Origin of the sequence: Candidatus Tisiphia endosymbiont of Nedyus quadrimaculatus, from assembly GCF_964059235.1 — a bacterium.
In the GTDB taxonomy this organism is placed as follows: domain Bacteria; phylum Pseudomonadota; class Alphaproteobacteria; order Rickettsiales; family Rickettsiaceae; genus Tisiphia.
In genome coordinates this window covers 1,320,432-1,338,386 of sequence record NZ_OZ060452.1, presented here as the reverse complement: position 1 = coordinate 1,338,386, position 17,955 = coordinate 1,320,432, and the positions used below count along the sequence as shown (strand labels likewise).

Here is a 17,955-nt window from a genome sequence, read left to right as displayed (position 1 = left end):
ATAGAAAAATGTAGGGTACTATGCAATAAGCCCCACAACTTTCGACAGTTGTGGGCTATTAACCTTCACGAAACCTAATAAAGTCTAGCATTCTACAAACATGGGATTAACAGAAGCAATAAGCGGGACGTCATTCTCTTGATTATGTTCTTGAGTAATGTCTTGCTCTACAGAATGACTATCTTTTGTTTCAAGTGCTACTGCTAGTAAGCTGTTTGTAATATCAACTAACTCTGCAATTTCCCCTTCTTTTTCTAGTAAACTTTTTAATTTTAATCCTTGTGGACTATTAAAAAAATCCTGCTTACGAGTTACTGGCCCTTCATTTCTCCACTCGTTCTTAAGATTACTCAATTCATAATCCTCCAGTACACTAAGTAAATTTGAATCATTAGCTCCCCACCTGCAGGAACTATATATTTTTCCACCTGCACCATAACTGTTTTGTGTTGCATAAATGTAATATTTATCAACATTTTCTTTACCAATAGTTGTCATTAATTCTTTTTCGCAAGCTTCTACAGGCCAATCTTTTGGAATATTTACTGGTGTCTTGTTGTCATTAACATACCATCCACCAACTGTTACACTCTTAATTTGCTTGATTATGTCAACGGAAAAAAGCTTATATCCTCTTATTTCTTGACCATCTAGGTCTTTCGTTAAATAATTTAATGGCTTTAAACCTAGCATATCTTCATGTGTATAATCAGCCCCTTTAGACTTTAATAGTTTAATAAGTTTAACTATTTCAGTATTTTTTTCTTCTGATACTAACCCTAAATGAAAACATAGCACACTCAAAGATGTTAGCCCATATTCATCAGTACCATTTGGATCAGCACCTTCATTTAGTAATTTTTGAGCTAATTGATATTGATTATGCTTGGTAGCTAAAGTTAATGCCGTATTGGTATACCAGCTTCTTTCCTGACCAGTTACATCTACATATTGATAATTCAAGAAATCTTTGTATTCCTCATCTGACAACTTACTTTTTGCATCATCAATTAACCTTTCAGCTAGTGGATATAATTTCAAGGCAATCGCAAAAAGTAAACAATTATTACCTGCTGGGTCCTGATGGTATACATCCTTAACATCACCATCTTCACTGTAAAATGTTTTATAACAACTACCTTCTATATCTTGTTCAAGAATATTATCTATCCCACATAATGATACATTGCTATCAAGCCCCTTATTTGTGCCTAGCAAAATAATTTCTTTCCTAATAGCATCAATAAAATTATTTTTTAAATATTCACTGTCACTTCTCATGTTTTTACCACCATAATTATTAAACCTTTTCATATAAAAAGCTATTTATATGTTGAGTAGTTAATATAAATTATATATTATAGTTATATTTTGAATAACTAATTTTTATAGTTGAGCATTATATACTAAAATATTAATTATACTACTCCAATCTTATTAGCCTTTCCGTTTTAAAATTAACAATATTTTTATACTAATACATTATGTTTGGACAAAACCCTAAAAGGCCAGCCATATTTAATGATGGAACTAGTCTAGAAATCAAAAGTATTTTTAAGACTATTCAGGGAGAAGGACCTTTTGTAGGTATGCCTGCTGTTTTTATTAGGCTTGGTGGATGCAATCTTGCTTGTAATTTCTGTGATACCGACTTTGAAGATTTTAATATATTAACTATTAACAATATTATCGAAGAAGTTGTAAAACTGGCAACTAATATCAAGCTAGTGGTTATAACTGGTGGTGAGCCTTTTCGTCAACCTATAGAATTATTGTGCTATAAATTAGTAGATTTGGATTATATAGTGCAAATTGAAACTAATGGCACATTATATCGTGATCTTCCAGATAAAGTCCATATAGTTTGCTCACCAAAAGCTGGGAAAAATGGTTATGCACTATTGAGAGATGACTTACTATCTCATATTAATGCCCTGAAATTTTTGGTGGCTAAAAATATACCCAAATACTCTAACATACCAGAAGTAGGACAAAGCAAGTATAATATACCAGTATTTATTCAGCCTATGGATCAAAATAATCCGTTACTAAATAAAGAAAATGAACGGTTAGCTATTGATTTGGCCATTAAGTATGGTCATCGCCTTTCCTTGCAAACTCATAAGATTTTGGGTATTGAGTGATTATATATTTATTCACCTAAAATTATCCCCCCTACCATAACTTCATTAAAAATTTCATTCCAACGTATTTTATGCTCGTATTTAATAGCTCTATCAACCTCTACTAACGAAACATATTTGTCTACAAAATTTGATGTATCTTGTAATAAACGTAAATAATATTTTATTGTGTCAATAATACCATTAACGATAACCTGACAGCCATGTAAGATTTTAATTTTTTGAATTATGTCATTAATAGCATCAAATTCTGATGCGGTTAACTTTAAATTTGATAAAATGTAATATCTTTGAATTTTAGTAATCCGAAATTTGTCAAATGCAATTTGCACGGTCTCTTTAGTGATTAGCCTATTCCACTTAACCTCTATACCTTCAAGAACTTGATTGTTTTTATCAAATACTTCAATATCCCCTATAGCACCACTTCGTAGATCAGATGATGTATGACTTTCAAGTTGAGCCAATTTACATGAATTAAATCTTTTAACCTCATCAATAAAACATTTATATATTGCATAAATTGCTAATACTGGCAACCTACTTGCTCCAAAACCATCTTTGTATTTATACGAAAAATGCTTTTCAAGAATATAAATTGCATTAGCAATCGTTATCTCCGTTGGACGAACTAGATTAACCCGCTTCTTTTCCCTTTGAATTAAAAGTTGCTTAAAAATATACTTAAGAGTTACTTCTGCTGAATATTTATTAACTTCTAATTCATTAAGAATTAATAAAAAGGCTTCGGCGACTTCTTTTGGTGATATTCTTCCCTTGTAGTCTAATATATATGGATAAGGTTGCTCAAGAGAACGAGTTAGCCAACCACTTTCAGACATTGATGGAAATTCATATTTTCTTAAAAATGGAGTAACATATTTTGTATCAAAGCTTCTACCAAAATATCCATTTTGCATACTTGATTGATGGTATCTAACATCCTGAGAAGGATGAAAATATTTGTATACTACACAGCACCCCCTTACTACGCTCTGAATTATCTAATATAATATCCAATCTACTTTTAATACTATCTTCTATAAAGAAATCAGACTCAACTGAAACTTTTTCCAAGATAGCAGCTAATTCTTTTCCATATTCCATAATAAACTCAATAAATCACAGTAATTGTTCAACTATAGCTTCTCCTATAATTCTTACCTTTGGAATACATACAGAATTTCCAACTTGTTTATATAACGCAGATATTGGAGATTTTAGTTTATAGTCCTCAGGAAATCCCATAATTTTAAAACACTCATTTATTGTTAGTTTTCTTACACGTCCATTATCGAGTAATATCCAATAACGCCCCGAAGTTTCTTGCGATGATAACGTTGGGTGCGTACCTTCAATTGAATATATTCTGTTTGGTTGTTTGTGAACTCTAGATAAATGCTCAGTTCCCTCCCTAACTCCTTTAATTCTTATCTTTTTATTCCTATATCCACAAAATATTAAACCACTTTGTTGTCTAGTTGGATTCTCTATAATTTTATATTCATCTGATTCTAGAAATTCAAAATCCCCTTCTTGATCCAAAATATCATGAATTTTTATACTTTTTTGTTTTTGAAGCTTAGAAAAATTAAACTTACCGTTTAAACTTGCAATAATAATTAATCTTTCTCTATTTTGCGGGACTCCAAAATTTTTTGCATTTAGTATATTGTAAGAAATATTATAGCCTATCTTATTAAGGTTTGATATGATATGTTGCAATGTCTCACCATTGTTATGATGTAATAAATGCTTCACATTCTCTAGCATTACAACTTTAGGCTTTAAATGACTTACGATATTAAATATTGATTCAATTACACTTGCACGTTCATCTTTTAATCCCATTTTTTTACCTGAAATACTAAAGGGTTGACAAGGAAATCCTGCACATAAAACATCACACTCCGGTATATCATTTGGATCTATTGTTTTGATATCTCCAGCTGGAATTTCTCCAAAATTTTCTTTATACATTTTTTGGCAATGTTCATTTATTTCGCATGAAAAAAGACACTTTCCACCTATTGACTGCAACGCAATCCTAAACCCTCCAATCCCAGCAAATAAATCAATGAAAGAAAATTTGTACATTTGTAAATCAGTTTTTATAAACTTTATATTAAACAACTTAACCACAGCCTCAATATATAATTTTTATATTCTATCGTCTATCAACTCTTGAAATCATAGCAGTATATTTATTTTTCCATATTAACTTCATCACTTATCCCCCTCCTCTAATTCCTTATTATATAATTTATAATATTCCGCTTTATTGTCCATAAGTTGTGAGTGAGTTCCTTGTTCAAATATCATGCCAGATTTCATAACAACTATATGATCAACATCCTTAATGCTCGATAAACGATGTGTTATAATTAGGGTGGTTTTATTCTCACGAATATTTACTAAAGAATTTAGAATTAATCGCTCAGAATTTTGGTCTAACGAGCTTGTTGCTTCATCCCAAACTAAAATTGCCGCTGATTTCAAAAAAGCTCTAGCTATGGCTAAACGCTGACGTTGTCCACCTGAAAGTGTTGAACCTTGATTACCAATTATCGTGTCGTACTCTGCTGGAAGGTGTGAAATAAATTCATGAGCATCAGCATATTTTGCCGCTATAATAATCTGATCACGAGTTGCATTTGGATTACCATAAGCAATATTTTCTGCAACACTAGTGTCAAATAATGTAGTATCTTGAGTTACTAAAGAAATTTGCTGCCTTAAAGAGTCAATCCTTATATCTTTAATATCATAATTATCAATTAAAATTTGTCCGCTAGTTGGGTTATAAAATCTTACTAATAAATTAGATAACGAAGTTTTGCCACTGCCAGAACGTCCAACAAAAGCTGTAGTTTTCCCTGGCATTATTTTTAGATTAACGAGCTTTAAAGCTACTTTATTATTAAATTTTAGCTCGACATTGTTAAAAATTATTTGTGGATTAACTAACTGAACATTTTGAGCATTTACACTATCTTTAATAATAGGCTCAGTATCTAGAATACTAAAGACTCTTCTTGTTGCAGCAATCCCCTCTTGTAAGTTTACATTTAAAGAAACTAAGCTTTTAAAAGGCCTATAAGCTGCAAGAAAGGCAGTAATAAAAGCAAAAAATGCTCCTGGTGTAGTTTCTCCTTTTATGACTAACAACCCACCATACCAAATAAGCCCTCCAACTGTGATACCACTTAATACTTCCATGATTGGTGAGACCAATGCATCCAATTTTGCAGTCTTCTTTAGAAAACGTAAAATATTACTAGAGAGCAATAAAGCTCGATTGCTTTCAATCTTCTCTCCTAAAAAGGACTTAACAATTTTAATTGACTGAAAAGTTTCATCTAACCTAGAAGTATAATTAGCTAATTCCTCTTGAGCTTGCCCTGATATTCTACGAATTTTTTTTCCTAATTTCTGTATTGGATAAATTGCTAGGGGAAATGCTAGGAATACAATACAAGACAACCCAGGTTCTAACTTAAACATCACTATGATAAGGCCTACTACTGTCAAAAAATGTTTGGCACATCCTACTAGTAAATTTGACACAGCACTACGCATCATGGAAATATCGTTAGTAAAACGTGATATTAAACGCCCCGATGATTGAGATTGAATAAAGAGAATGTCGGCAAACAATAAATGCTCATACATCTTAATTTGTAGATCAGTTAAAATCCTCTGACCAACAAATTTAATTAAATAATTTGAATAATATTCAGCAATACCTCTAACAGAAAAAGTTATTATTACCATTAAAGGCACAAAGAGTAACATTTGACGATTGCCTGTTAAAAATATTTGATCAATAGTTGGTTGCACTAAATTAACGCTATAAGCACCACACACAGCCGAAATTACCATACAAAATACTGCTATGCCGATCTGTTTGAGATATGGCTTTATATAATCAACTATTAACCTTCTTAAAGTATTATAGGCACTATAGTCATAATTTATTAGATTATGTTTTTTTTGCAAAATTCTCTCCTTCAGTTTGGTAATTTGTTATAACGTTTGTACTATACAGATAAATTACTGTACTGAACAATATTAATAACAATAGCAGAAAAAATCCTAGCACTAAGAATATTGAATTAAAATATTGCCACAATAACATACAAAAAAATGGTGTTGTTGACGAAACTATCATGCCACCAAGTGAATGCGATAGGCTACACATTCTAGCCCTAATATTAGTAATGAATAGAGATTGGACAATAACTTGTAATGGTACTACATAAAATGGAGCGAGTGCTATAAGAATGATAGGGAAGTAAATCACAAAGATTTCTTTATATAATAGAAACTGTACAATAATTATAACTAACAAACTTAATGATAACGATGTAATAATTTGTTTTTTAGGATAAATCCTATCGGATAAAAAACCAGAAAACACTGACATAATAGCATAAATGGTTATTAAGACTATATTGATAATTTGAGCTTGATTGCTATTCATAAGTAACGCACTTTTTGCTGCAAAGACTCCCCAAAAAATAATTAAAAAATGGTAAATACCTCCTATGCAACCACTTATTAATATTGCTATGATAAATCTGCCAAATGAATTTTTTATAATCTTTCCTAAATCAAAAAAGTTATAATCTATAGATTTATGATCCTTTTTAGACTTTAAAAACTCCTCACTTTCACGAAAATAGTGCCTTAGACTTATGATAAATAAACCAAAGATTCCACCAATAATAAAATTTGCCCGCCATAAATGAGACATTTGTTCAAACTTTGTCGAAAAATGATAAATTGCTGCAGCAAGCAATGCCCCAACCTGAGTACAAAATGACACGATACCATAAGTATAATTTTTATGCCTACTTCCCACCTTTTCTACAACATAAATTTTTATTGCATCACCCTCCCCTGCCAAACTCATTAAAAATGTCATACGACAAAATATTAAAATTATTGTAGCATACATACCAATTTTATCAAAATTAGGGGTTAATCCTATAAGAATTGTAGAGATAGTAGCCAAAAATACTGAAATTTTAACTGATACAACTCTACCATATTTATCACTGATAAAACCAAAAATGATCGAGCCTATGGGACGAGCTATTACAGCTATGCTGAATATAGCAAAAAATAATAATATCTGCCTATCATTTGATCCTAGAGGTAAAAAATTCTTGGATAGAGCTGCTGCCGAGAGACCAAAAAGAGCATAATCATAATAACGCACAATTGTTGTAAAAAAAGCAATTAGGAATGCCGGTCTTGTCATACATCTAGACCTATTATTTTTGTCATAGTATAATTTTTATGGATATTCAAAGACTATACTGATTTTTCTTCAAAATACAATCAACAGCCATTGAAGAGTGCAAGGTATACTCAGCTACTTTAAACCATATTCTGCTATTATTATATTAATTACAAGAGTTTTTATCGTCTTAAAGTTAAGTAAATGGTACTTATTTTTTAGGAATCACTCTTAAAAGGCATAATTTTCTAATTATTTCCTGCTACTCAGAAAAAACTTGATCATCGAGTGTAAAATTATATAATAAGCAAAATGTGGATATTGAGTTTTTTCTAGAACAATGTGAAAGGTGATACAAAGATAATCCTAGCAATATCCAATTAGTGGAGATAGAAAAAATGTCTAAGCAAATTAACACTTTACAGGAGGCACTTACCCATTATCAACAAACTTGCGGTACATTCAATGTGACTCTTGGTGAAGAGGATGAAAATGGCGTATTAAAAAGTTATATATATACAGAGAGATTTCGTGCTGAGTCTTTATATACCACAGAAAATGATTTTGCAAATTTCCCGGATAAAATTAAACAATTATTTAATTTTATGTCTGCAGATCCTGTTATAATGGAACGTTCTGCAACAGGAAAAGTAAGCGTAGAAGAATTTGTAGAAAGAGTTCATGAGCAAAGCTTTTTGTGGAACAATGGTTATTCATTTGCCACTTTTATAATTACAGATGAATCTAACGATGCAGTTGTTGGATCTGAAGTGATAAGTGATGGCAGTAAAGATCATGCAGGGGAAATTGCTTATTCGTTTAATCAAGAATATCGCAGGAGTAATACAAAAAAATATGTAGGATATGAGAATGTTGGTGCGTTAATTTTGGGATATGGTCAAGAGTTAGCAAAAAAACAAGCTTACGTAAATAAAACTTATGATGAACAATTAAAAAAATTTGTTGGAGGTGAAATTTTTACTACAGTTGAGGCCACAACGTCAATAACTAATATCGCTTCTAAAACAATACTAGAACGTTTAGCTTTTAAACCATTTGGTGAGCATAAAGACGAGGTATGTAAATTTGAATTACACTACACTAGTGAAATGGACGCACCTTTAACTGGTGATACAGAGGTAGTTTTGGAATGGCAGCAATGACATACGACGAGTAGGTATTTATCCCATAACTGTTGAAATTATGCATAATTTTTGGTTACAATGTATTATATTTTTTCACTTTCAACAGTTATGGAAGCAATCCAAGAAAGTGATTTTTGCTTAGTTGTGTTTATGCACTCCTTGCTAATAGACGAAGTAATGATAGTCGGGTATAGTCAATTGATAAGAATTTGGTAACGTCGTCTTCGATCGCTCGCCTATTATCTATAGGCTTCGCTCCATCGTTCCTGCTATCCAATTCTCCTGAATTGACTATAGTTATAGCTTTCATGTTAATTTTCTATTCTTGAGTATATACATTAATGCAAAAAAAGAAAATGTTAGTTATATGTGGACCTACCGCTAGCGGCAAGTCTTATTTGGCACATTATTTAGCTAAAATATATAATGCTGAGATAGTTAACTGTGATTCTATGCAGATATATAGGCAGATTCCTATTATTACTGCCTCGCCATCACAAACATACCGCAATGAGATTCCTTATCATCTTTATAATTTTTTATCTATAGATCAAAAATTTTCAGTAATACAATATATAAATTATGCTCTTGAAAAAATTACAAACATTCGTAGTAGAGGCAAGCTACCAATAATTGTTGGCGGTACTGGGTTATATATTAATTCATTACTTTTTGGTTATAATGAAATACCATCAATATCTCCTAAAATTAGGCAATATGTTAGAGAGCTACACTCTAAGATTGGTTCGACCCAGTTTTTTAATAAACTAAAAGAGCTAGATAGACTGGCTAGCCAAAAGTTACACGAATACGACACTCAAAGGGTTATAAGAGCCTATGAAGTATTTATGGAAACCGGACAATCTATATTTGCTTTCCAAAGCTTACAAAATAAATCTATTCTTCCAGCATTTGATTTTAAGGTAATTTTTCTACATCCAAAGAGAGAATTTCTTTATCAAACATGTAATACTAGGTTAGAAAAATTATTTAATGAAGGAGCAATTGAAGAAGTAGCACAAATTAAAAAAGATTTTCCTGATATATATTCTTCTGCAATAAAAACCATTGGTCTACAGGAAATATTATGCTATTTAGATAATGAAATTACTTTGCAACATGCCATAAATTTAGCACAAATTAAAACTAGGCAATATGCAAAAAGGCAAATTACTTGGTTCAAAAACCAAATAAAAGACAAGATAACTCTAGAATATTCTAATAATCAGCAATTTGAAGAGTTGATTATTGATTTGGAGATATTATAAATTTTAACCTAAGTTTGATATAATACCATTTCCCATTATTAACTACGCTAATACTACAGTTGTAGTTACTACCTAGAGCTGTCATTCTTAGCAACGGCGGGAATCTAAAAAAATAGCCTAAAAGACTATTAAACATTATTAGATCCCAGCTTTCGCTGGGATGACATCGTTTTGACATTAGTACTACAACTGTAGTGCTAAATAGCGTAGTTAATAATGGGAAATAGTATAAGACACCTGTTTAATAGTCTTAATTTCCTTATGTTATTGTTACTGCATTATGACACATATAACAACTATTGATTATAATTTTAAATTATTTTATAATTTACGATTAAACTGTTGTTGATTATTTAAATATTTGGTATATAGTTGATCTAGGATAAAAAAATAGCTTTATGAAAACTACCTTACCTGACCGCTCACTAGTGATTAAAGAAAAGCTAGATAATATTGTTAAAGAAATCCTATATGTAGGCAAATCAAAAATAGCAATGATTATCTTATTTGGCTCTTATGCTAGAGGAGATTGGGTAGAGGATATAGAGAAGGTAGGGGATATTAGTTATTATAAGTATCAAAGTGATTTTGATCTTTTGTTGATTTTAAAGAACGGAGAATATGCTGGCTATCCAGCTATAAACCTACAACATAAGATAGAGAACAGGCTAGGTAAAAAATTCTCATTAGATGAAAAACCACCAATTACTCTGATACTTGAACCTATTAAGCTGGTAAATAAGCAACTGGAAAAAGGGCAGTATTTCTTTAGTGATATCAAGAAAGAGGGAATTCTTTTATATGATAGTGGTGAATTTATACTGTCTGAAGCTAAGGAACTATCATGGCAGGAACGTAAACCAATAGCTGAAAAAGATTATAAACATTGGTTTAAAAAAGCTAAGGACTTTCTATTACTCACTCATTTGTGTTTGGATATAGAACAATTGAATAATGCAGCCTTTGTGCTTCACCAAGCTACCGAGAGCTTTTATAATGCTATCTTGTTAGTTTTTACTGGTTACAAGGCCAAGTCACATGATATACTGGGACTTGGCGATAGGGCTAGAAGTCATCATTACGATCTCTACAAGATATTTCCACATGAGACTCCTGAGCAAGAAGAGTGCTTTACGTTACTGCGAAATGCTTATGTTGACGCAAGGTATGATCAAGATTATACAATTAGTAAAGAACAATTACTTTACCTTATTAACCGGGTAGAGGAATTAAAGATAGTGACTGAAAATATCTGCCTAGAAAGGATTAATAAAATAGAACTATACTCGAATGATCCTACGAATTACCCCAATTCGGGATAAGAATTAGTTAATTCTTAATCCCGAATTCGCATGAATTAGATTTGAAAATGAGGGACGAGTAAGCGGAGTGTACATTTAGTACATGAGTATGCGAGTTCCTGATATTTTCAAAAAATAATTCTTCAAAGCAGAAGAGTATAATCAAAAATTAAATTATAATATGCGTATACCATCAATATTTAAGAAAATATTACTAATTATTCGCCAAAGTAGTCGTATAATTGTTAAATTAGTAATTATAGATCAATTAGTAAAATGGTATTTTATAAATTATCTAAGAGGTAAAGTTGGTCTAACACTAGAAGTAACCAGCTTTTTAGATATGGTTTATATTTGGAATTATGGAATTAGTTTTGGGATGCTTCGAAATTATTATCAGTATAGTAATATGCTTTTTATAGTCGTTAACTCTGCCCTTATAGCATATTTGTGGTATATCTTATTAAAATGTAAGACGATGCCAAGCTTTGTTGGTTGTAGTTTTGTCATTGGTGGTGCTATTGGTAATTTGATCGACCGTTTTGTTCATGGGGCGGTATTTGATTTTATTTATTTTCACTATAAAGATTTTGGTTTTCCGGTATTTAATCTAGCAGATAGTTTCATTTCATTAGGTACAATATTCTTATTGCATGATTATTATAAGACCAAGAAAATTGTTGAACAACAACAAGATGTTGAATATAATCACGCTCGATTGCAAACTGAAGCGGATAGGATTCGTGAACTTGATTTTAAGAAAAATATAAATTTATAAAGAGGATTGATATGTACTCAAATGATTTGAAGCATGGGGGAAACAAACAAGGGGTGAGTGAACTAGGCATACATGAAGTACGTGAGTACACGAATTCCTCGATAGTATTTGCAGAAACCAATTCTTTAAAGCAGAAGAGTATGCGCATAATTTTTTTGTTATTTACTACCTTAGTAACACTGTCTGCCTGCAATAAAAAAGTAAAAGAAACAATAGGTATAGTGACACCTGGTCCTGATGAATATAGGGTACAACGCAATAAAACCTTAGAAGTCCCCCCTCACTATGACTTACCTTCTATTGAAAAAAAAGATACAAAGAACCACAAAGTTCATTCTCCCAAAAATCTCAATGATGGAGAGCAAGCTTTAATAGAGGACATGGAAAAATAATGCTATTATTTTAATATTATATAATTTTTTCACTTAGTGGACAAAAATTTTGGTATATACTCGATTAAAATCAACAATTGCCGGGGTCTAAAACAAGGTGGGTGATAATAATAAAAGTGTTGTGTTAAATTTTGGTCCACAACATCCAGCTACTCATGGGGTATTAAGATTAATTTTAGAAATGGATGGTGAGGTTATCAATAAAGCAGACCCGCATATTGGATTACTGCATCGTGGTACTGAAAAATTAATTGAGCATAAAACATACCTACAAGCTATACCATATTTTGATCGGTTAGATTACGTATCGCCAATGTGCCAAGAACACGCTTTTGCCTTAGCAGTTGAAGGATTGCTTGGCTGCAATGTGCCAAGACGAGCGGGGTTTATTCGAGTGATGTTTTCTGAGCTTACTCGTATCCTTAATCACATACTGAATATAACAACACAAGCCCTAGATGTTGGTGCTACTACCCCTCTATTATGGTTATTTGAGGAACGCGAAAAAATTATGGAATTTTATGAGCGTGTCTCCGGCTCTAGAATGCATGCAAATTATTTTAGACCTGGTGGTGTTGCACAGGACTTACCAAATGGTATACTAGAAGATATAAATATTTTTGTTCAGCAATTCTCAAAAAAATTAGAAGACGTCGAGACTCTGTTAAATGACAATAGAATTTGGAAACAACGCTTAGTAGATATCGGAGTAGTAAGTCAAAAAGAAGCTATGGATTGGGGGTTTTCTGGCCCAATGCTTAGAGGCTCAGGCATCGCATGGGATCTTAGAAAAGCCACCCCGTATGATGTATATGATGAGCTAGATTTTGATATACCAATTGGCAAATCTGGTGATTGTTATGATAGGTATTTGGTCCGTATTGAAGAAATGTACCAATCGCTTAAAATTATACAGCAATGTCTTGAAAAAATGCCAGAGGGTGCTATTAAAACTGATGATCCTAGAATTGCACCACCCTCAAGAGAAAAAATGAAAGAATCAATGGAAGCCATGATTAATCATTTTAAACTTTACACTGAAGGATATGATGTGCCAAAAGGCGAAATATATAAATTTGTTGAAGCACCAAAAGGCGAGTTTGGTGTGTATTTATACTCTGATGGAACAAACAGACCTTATAGATGCCGGATTAAAGCCCCTGGGTTCGCCCATCTCCAAGGTCTAGATTTCATGTCAAAAGGACATTTGATGGCAGATGTGGTAACTATTATTGCCAGTCTTGATATTGTTTTTGGAGAAATTGATCGATGAATGATGAACCACTAAATTTCAGTTTTAATGATGAGAACTTAAAAAAAGCCCAAAATATCATTAAGAAATATCCTGAAAACAAACAAAAGAGTGCTATCCTGCCATTACTTGACCTTGCACAACGCCAAATGAATGGTTGGTTACCAAGAGGCTGCATAGAGTATGTAGCAAATTTTCTAAATTTACCTTTCATCCGAGCATATGAAGTTGCAACATTTTATACCATGTTTAATCTAAAGCCAGTAGGACGATATCATATACAAATTTGTGGTACTACTCCTTGTTGGCTAAGGGGTAGTGATAAAATTGTAACTATTTGTAAAAAAAAACTTGGTATTAACTTTGGTGAACTAACAAGTGATAAAAAATTTAGCCTTACAGAAGTTGAATGTTTGGGAGCTTGTGTCAATGCACCAGTTGTACAAATTAATGATGATTTCCTTGAGAACTTAGATGAAGAAAAAATGGCTGATTTAATTGATAGTCTCACCTGACTTCTGCAGCTTTTAATATTTATTATTGGGTAGTAGCAAAATTAAAGAAGTATACTCAAATGGTTTGGAGAATGGGAACAGTAAACAAGGGGTAAGCGAAATAGGTGTACATAAGGTATGTGTATAAAATGAATTCTTGGTTGTAACAATATCGCTACTGGTTTAAACTTTCGCTCTTTAAAGATAATTATTTATTACAATAGAAATTAAATTGTTGACATCTAAACTACTTAGCATAGCATAAGAAATATGATATATAACTTAGAGAGGTGTACTTATGCTACGCAATGTGATTCTGAAGGAGCTAATGAAATTGGATGTTTTAGGTACATTACAGCAACTAGTAGAATCAGCCAAATTACATCTTAAACAGGGCGATAAGAATAGCTGTCTGACTGAGCTTGATAAACTAGAAGAGTATCTAGAAAATTTTCAAGATATGAGTATGATATACTCAATGTTTGAAAAACATGTAATAGAACAAGGGCTAGAAAATGATGATATCATAGAGATCGATAAACATAAACGAGATTTATAACAGTAGATAGATCTATAATTAGCTAAGTATAAGCTCCTTTTAATATAAGGAAAAATGCACTCTTGAAGCGGTTGACACGAGTACATTTTAACTTTTTTCATCATTCAATAGGTAATTTTAATTATTAACATCACCTATTGAATGGAATATTATATTTTAATAATCAGGTGTAGGCGAGCATCAAACCTGATTGTTTCTACTTAACCCCTGAATTCAATGGTAAGTATACTCGAAGATTTGAAGAATAGGGACAACAAACAATGGGTGAGCGAACTAGGTGTAGATAATGTGTATACGAATTCCCATAGTACCCTACATTTTTCTATAATCGTCATCGCGAGGCATCTTTAGATGCCGTGGCGATCTAGGTAAACAGCGAAGCTGTTTTTTTCTAGTACGCTTCGCGTATCCTAGATTGCCGCGTCGCCGCTTTCAGCGACTCCTCGCAATGACGATCAGCAGCCATTTTAATAGTGGTTATATAAAAAATGTAGGGTACTATGCTACAGCACTCTAGCGTAAATATAATAATCCCTATGTACTCCTTGAACAATTTCATATTTCTTAAGCAACCCCTCTTTGACAAAATTACATCGTTCCAAAACATTAATTGAACGTATATTGTCATTTATTACAGTAGCTTGGGTTCGAACAATACCAGCATATTCTATAAATCTTAAAATAGCTTTGATAGATTTTAGCATAATTCCTTTACCCCAAAATGCAGGATCAAGATCGTAGCTTATTTCTGCTTTGAGGTGCATTGTAGAAACAGTATTAAACCCAGCCGTACCTATAAGTTTATTATTATCTTTAAGGGAAATACCCCAGTAAAATCCTCTTTGGTAATGAAATAAGCTAGACCAATATTTTAGTTCATCAGCAGCTTGTGGGATAGTTGATGGACTGTTGCTATCTGTCAAGAAAGGGAGCATCTCTAATTTACTCATATAACCAAAATAGTCTTCTGAATCATCACTAGTTAATTCTCTCAGCACTATGTTGTCTAGGTCTAACATAGGAAATTGATGGTATATAGAACGATTAAGCATACGTAGAAGCGAATTTACTTTTATAATTAATTGGATCAATTGTATTATTTTCTTCAAAGGCCTTAAGTCTGAGTAAGCAGGCATGACATGTCCCACAAGATAACCCATTATATGGGTCATAACAAGAAATTGTTTTGGAGTAATCTACTCCTAATTCTAGACCGGTTTTAATAATTTGCCCTTTTGTCATATTTATTAAGGGAGCATGAATGGTAATTCGTGTACCCAATACTCCTACCGCAGTTGCAAGATTAGCAAGCTTCTCAAAAGCGTCTAGGTACTCTGGACGGCAATCTGGGTAATTAGCATAATCAGTTGCGTGTACCCCCATAAAAATATCAAAGGCTCCTATTATTTCACTAAATCCCAAAGCATAACTTAAAAATATAGTATTACGTGCTGGGACATAAGTGATTGGTATATTATCCTCTAAATCACTATGATCTTTATATTTTGGTACTTCTATGGCATCATCAGTAAGAGCTGATCCGCCAAAGCTACGTAAATCAATATTTACAATTTTATGTTGTTTGATATTATAGTCCTTAACTAACTCTTTAACTTTCTCAAGTTCAATATTATTATGTTGAGAATAGTTAAAACTTATGGCATGAATTTCGTAATTCATTTTTTCTATCATTGCTAGTACTGTGGCTGAATCTGCACCGCCACTAACTAAAGCTACTGCCTTCTGCATAAAATCTTCCCCTCCCCTGATTAATCTCAATTCGATATAAGAATTAATAATTCTTATCCCAAATTCGGTGAAATTATAGAAACAATCAGATTTGAGACGGCTCTGCATCTGATTGTTAAATTAATATTTTGCTAAAAACATGATTTAAAAAGATTAAAATCATATTTTTAGCTTTAGAAAGCTTTAAAATGCATTCGCAAAACCGCTTTAAGAATGCATTTTTCCTTATATTAAAGCCAACTCGGGATAAGAATTAACTAATTCTTGAATTGGGGTTTGTTATACCCACAGGTAAGATTAATTTTTAGCACATCCTGCCACACCTTATCCCAACCTTTGGTATGAGTAATATTAGGGAAAATCTTTTGTTGTATACAATCTGAAGAACTAGCTTTTATATAGCCCTGCATAATTTTACTCGGTACTATTGCATCCTTACCTCCCGAAAGATGTAATTGCGGAATATTGCTAATTTTTATGGCATAATCTATGGGATTTAATGACTCCTTTAATGCATATATCCCATGATGTTTACTGAAATTCTCAATATCAAGATTACCAGCTATAGTTATTATATCTTTAATATGCTTATTTCTTGCTGCAACCAAGACAGCAACTCCACCACCTCCGGAAAAGCCAACCAAACTAGCTGGTTTACTATTACTTATACTATTTATTACTATGTTTGTTGATTCTATAACCTCCTTGGCAAGTCTTTTGTCTGTCCAATAGATTTGACTGCAATTGGGGTTAAGTTCTACTGGCGTATATTGGCACGGACGAGCTATATAAACTATATTAGGTCTAGTATCAAGAGCTGCAAGCTTAAGCAACATAATCTTGGAAGGGGTTGGATTGCTAGAAACTGCGTAACGCCCTATACTAATGCTACCATCACCCTCAATATAAAATACGTAAGGGCTATCTTTATCTGAAACACGTTGGTAAGTTGTAATAACAAAATCGCCAGCCTTAACTAGTTTTTTCTCAAAGTGGTTTATTGAGGCTACCTTATCTGCCTCCTCAATCCTAGTATCTATAGATGAAACACACGCAGAAAATAACAGGGATATAGAAAGTAGAACAATTTTAAAAAGGTATTTCATCATCTAGATCACTATGGTCAAAGTTACTATTACCAACTGTGCTTTTTGGTACAATAGAATCTAGGGAGTTAGCCCCACTACCTTTAGAGTCTAACAATATAAATTGTGAGTTAAAATTTTGTAATACTATTTCTGTTGTATATTTTTCTTGACCAAGGTTATCCACCCATTTTCTAGTTTGTAAATTACCTTCTAAATAAACTTTAGTGCCTTTCTTGGCATAATTCTTTACAACAGACACCAAACCTTCGTTAAATACTACTATTCTATGCCATTCGGTTTTTTCTTTCTTCTCTCCAGTAGCACGATCTTTCCAAGTCTCAGAAGTAGCAATACTGAAACTTGCTATCTCTTTACCATCAGCCGTGTGCCTAATTTCTGGATCACGCCCTAAATTACCTATTAATACTGCCTTATTTAAACTACCAGCCACAGATCATTACCTATTTAAAAATTACTATTGCAATAGTAATTCAAAACAACCTATAATGCTACAAGTTTTTTGAAAGTTCCTTAAAAATT

At 32.3% G+C, this 17,955-nt stretch carries 20 protein-coding genes; 9 read left to right on the top strand and 11 right to left on the bottom strand.

Features of this window, described 5'->3' with window-relative positions; all coding sequences use genetic code 11:
* Positions 1 to 84 precede the first annotated feature (84 nt).
* Complete coding sequence (locus AB3211_RS06465) at positions 85 to 1,314, bottom strand: hypothetical protein (protein ID WP_367364026.1); 1,230 nt, start codon at positions 1,312 to 1,314, stop codon at positions 85 to 87.
* 170 nt (positions 1,315 to 1,484) lie between these two features.
* Between AB3211_RS06465 and AB3211_RS06460 the strand changes: the two genes are divergently transcribed.
* On the top strand, positions 1,485 to 2,144 hold the full coding sequence (locus AB3211_RS06460) for a 7-carboxy-7-deazaguanine synthase QueE (RefSeq protein WP_367364025.1): 660 nt from the start codon (positions 1,485 to 1,487) through the stop codon (positions 2,142 to 2,144).
* 8 nt (positions 2,145 to 2,152) lie between these two features.
* On the opposite strand, the gene AB3211_RS06455 is transcribed toward AB3211_RS06460, so the two are convergent.
* The 5 genes from AB3211_RS06455 to AB3211_RS06435 form a co-directional block, all read right to left on the bottom strand.
* On the bottom strand, positions 2,153 to 3,064 hold the full coding sequence (locus tag AB3211_RS06455; RefSeq protein WP_367364024.1) for a hypothetical protein: 912 nt from the start codon (positions 3,062 to 3,064) through the stop codon (positions 2,153 to 2,155).
* A gap of 16 nt (positions 3,065 to 3,080) precedes the next feature.
* Positions 3,081 to 3,251, bottom strand: a complete 171-nt coding sequence (locus AB3211_RS06450; protein WP_367364023.1) for a hypothetical protein — start codon at positions 3,249 to 3,251, stop codon at positions 3,081 to 3,083.
* Between the two features lie 15 nt (positions 3,252 to 3,266).
* Complete coding sequence (locus AB3211_RS06445; RefSeq protein WP_367364022.1) at positions 3,267 to 4,241, bottom strand: DNA cytosine methyltransferase; 975 nt, start codon at positions 4,239 to 4,241, stop codon at positions 3,267 to 3,269.
* Between the two features lie 129 nt (positions 4,242 to 4,370).
* Complete coding sequence (locus AB3211_RS06440) at positions 4,371 to 6,143, bottom strand: ABC transporter ATP-binding protein (protein ID WP_367364021.1); 1,773 nt, start codon at positions 6,141 to 6,143, stop codon at positions 4,371 to 4,373.
* Positions 6,127 to 7,410, bottom strand: coding sequence for an MFS transporter (locus AB3211_RS06435; RefSeq protein WP_367364020.1), 1,284 nt, complete (start codon positions 7,408 to 7,410; stop codon positions 6,127 to 6,129). The genes AB3211_RS06440 and AB3211_RS06435 overlap by 17 nt, the downstream gene beginning before the upstream one ends.
* Before the next feature lie 377 nt (positions 7,411 to 7,787).
* On the opposite strand from AB3211_RS06435, the gene AB3211_RS06430 reads away from it, so the two are divergent.
* A complete protein-coding gene (locus tag AB3211_RS06430; protein WP_367364019.1) occupies positions 7,788 to 8,552 on the top strand; it encodes a GNAT family N-acetyltransferase in 765 nt (254 codons plus the stop codon).
* A 130-nt stretch (positions 8,553 to 8,682) separates the two neighbouring features.
* On the opposite strand, the gene AB3211_RS06425 is transcribed toward AB3211_RS06430, so the two are convergent.
* Entirely contained in the window at positions 8,683 to 8,844 is a 162-nt protein-coding gene (locus AB3211_RS06425; protein WP_367364018.1) for a palindromic element RPE2 domain-containing protein, read from the bottom strand.
* 31 nt (positions 8,845 to 8,875) lie between these two features.
* Here AB3211_RS06425 and miaA point away from each other — a divergent pair, with 31 nt between their 5' ends.
* The 7 genes from miaA to AB3211_RS06390 all read left to right on the top strand — a co-directional run bounded on the left by miaA (position 8,876) and on the right by AB3211_RS06390 (position 14,578).
* Complete coding sequence (gene miaA, locus AB3211_RS06420) at positions 8,876 to 9,802, top strand: tRNA (adenosine(37)-N6)-dimethylallyltransferase MiaA (protein ID WP_367364017.1); 927 nt, start codon at positions 8,876 to 8,878, stop codon at positions 9,800 to 9,802.
* A 398-nt stretch (positions 9,803 to 10,200) separates the two neighbouring features.
* Positions 10,201 to 11,124, top strand: a complete 924-nt coding sequence (locus AB3211_RS06415) for a HEPN domain-containing protein (protein WP_367364016.1) — start codon at positions 10,201 to 10,203, stop codon at positions 11,122 to 11,124.
* Positions 11,125 to 11,290: 166 nt separating this feature from the next.
* Entirely contained in the window at positions 11,291 to 11,881 is a 591-nt protein-coding gene (lspA, locus tag AB3211_RS06410) for a signal peptidase II (protein WP_367364834.1), read from the top strand.
* Positions 11,882 to 11,892: 11 nt separating this feature from the next.
* Complete coding sequence (locus AB3211_RS06405) at positions 11,893 to 12,273, top strand: hypothetical protein (protein ID WP_410521589.1); 381 nt, start codon at positions 11,893 to 11,895, stop codon at positions 12,271 to 12,273.
* 97 nt (positions 12,274 to 12,370) lie between these two features.
* Positions 12,371 to 13,546: an NADH dehydrogenase (quinone) subunit D gene (gene nuoD / locus AB3211_RS06400; protein WP_367364015.1), complete on the top strand. Its 1,176-nt coding sequence runs from the start codon at positions 12,371 to 12,373 to the stop codon at positions 13,544 to 13,546.
* Entirely contained in the window at positions 13,543 to 14,040 is a 498-nt protein-coding gene (gene nuoE / locus AB3211_RS06395) for an NADH-quinone oxidoreductase subunit NuoE (RefSeq protein ID WP_367364014.1), read from the top strand. The genes nuoD and nuoE overlap by 4 nt, the downstream gene beginning before the upstream one ends.
* 277 nt (positions 14,041 to 14,317) lie before the next feature.
* Positions 14,318 to 14,578 (top strand): hypothetical protein, encoded by a 261-nt coding sequence (locus AB3211_RS06390; protein WP_367364013.1) that lies wholly within the window; start codon positions 14,318 to 14,320, stop codon positions 14,576 to 14,578.
* A gap of 503 nt (positions 14,579 to 15,081) precedes the next feature.
* Here the strand turns inward: AB3211_RS06390 and AB3211_RS06385 are convergent.
* The 4 genes from AB3211_RS06385 to ssb form a co-directional block, all read right to left on the bottom strand.
* Positions 15,082 to 15,630, bottom strand: a complete 549-nt coding sequence (locus AB3211_RS06385; protein WP_367364012.1) for a GNAT family N-acetyltransferase — start codon at positions 15,628 to 15,630, stop codon at positions 15,082 to 15,084.
* Positions 15,623 to 16,327: a 7-cyano-7-deazaguanine synthase QueC gene (gene queC / locus AB3211_RS06380; RefSeq protein ID WP_367364011.1), complete on the bottom strand. Its 705-nt coding sequence runs from the start codon at positions 16,325 to 16,327 to the stop codon at positions 15,623 to 15,625. Before queC ends, AB3211_RS06385 begins: the two co-directional genes overlap by 8 nt.
* 257 nt (positions 16,328 to 16,584) lie before the next feature.
* Positions 16,585 to 17,436, bottom strand: coding sequence for an alpha/beta hydrolase (locus AB3211_RS06375; RefSeq protein WP_367364010.1), 852 nt, complete (start codon positions 17,434 to 17,436; stop codon positions 16,585 to 16,587).
* Positions 17,417 to 17,866 carry a single-stranded DNA-binding protein gene (gene ssb, locus AB3211_RS06370; RefSeq protein WP_367364009.1) on the bottom strand — a complete coding sequence of 150 codons (450 nt, stop codon included), beginning with the start codon at positions 17,864 to 17,866 and terminating at the stop codon, positions 17,417 to 17,419. Before ssb ends, AB3211_RS06375 begins: the two co-directional genes overlap by 20 nt.
* Positions 17,867 to 17,955 lie beyond the last annotated feature (89 nt).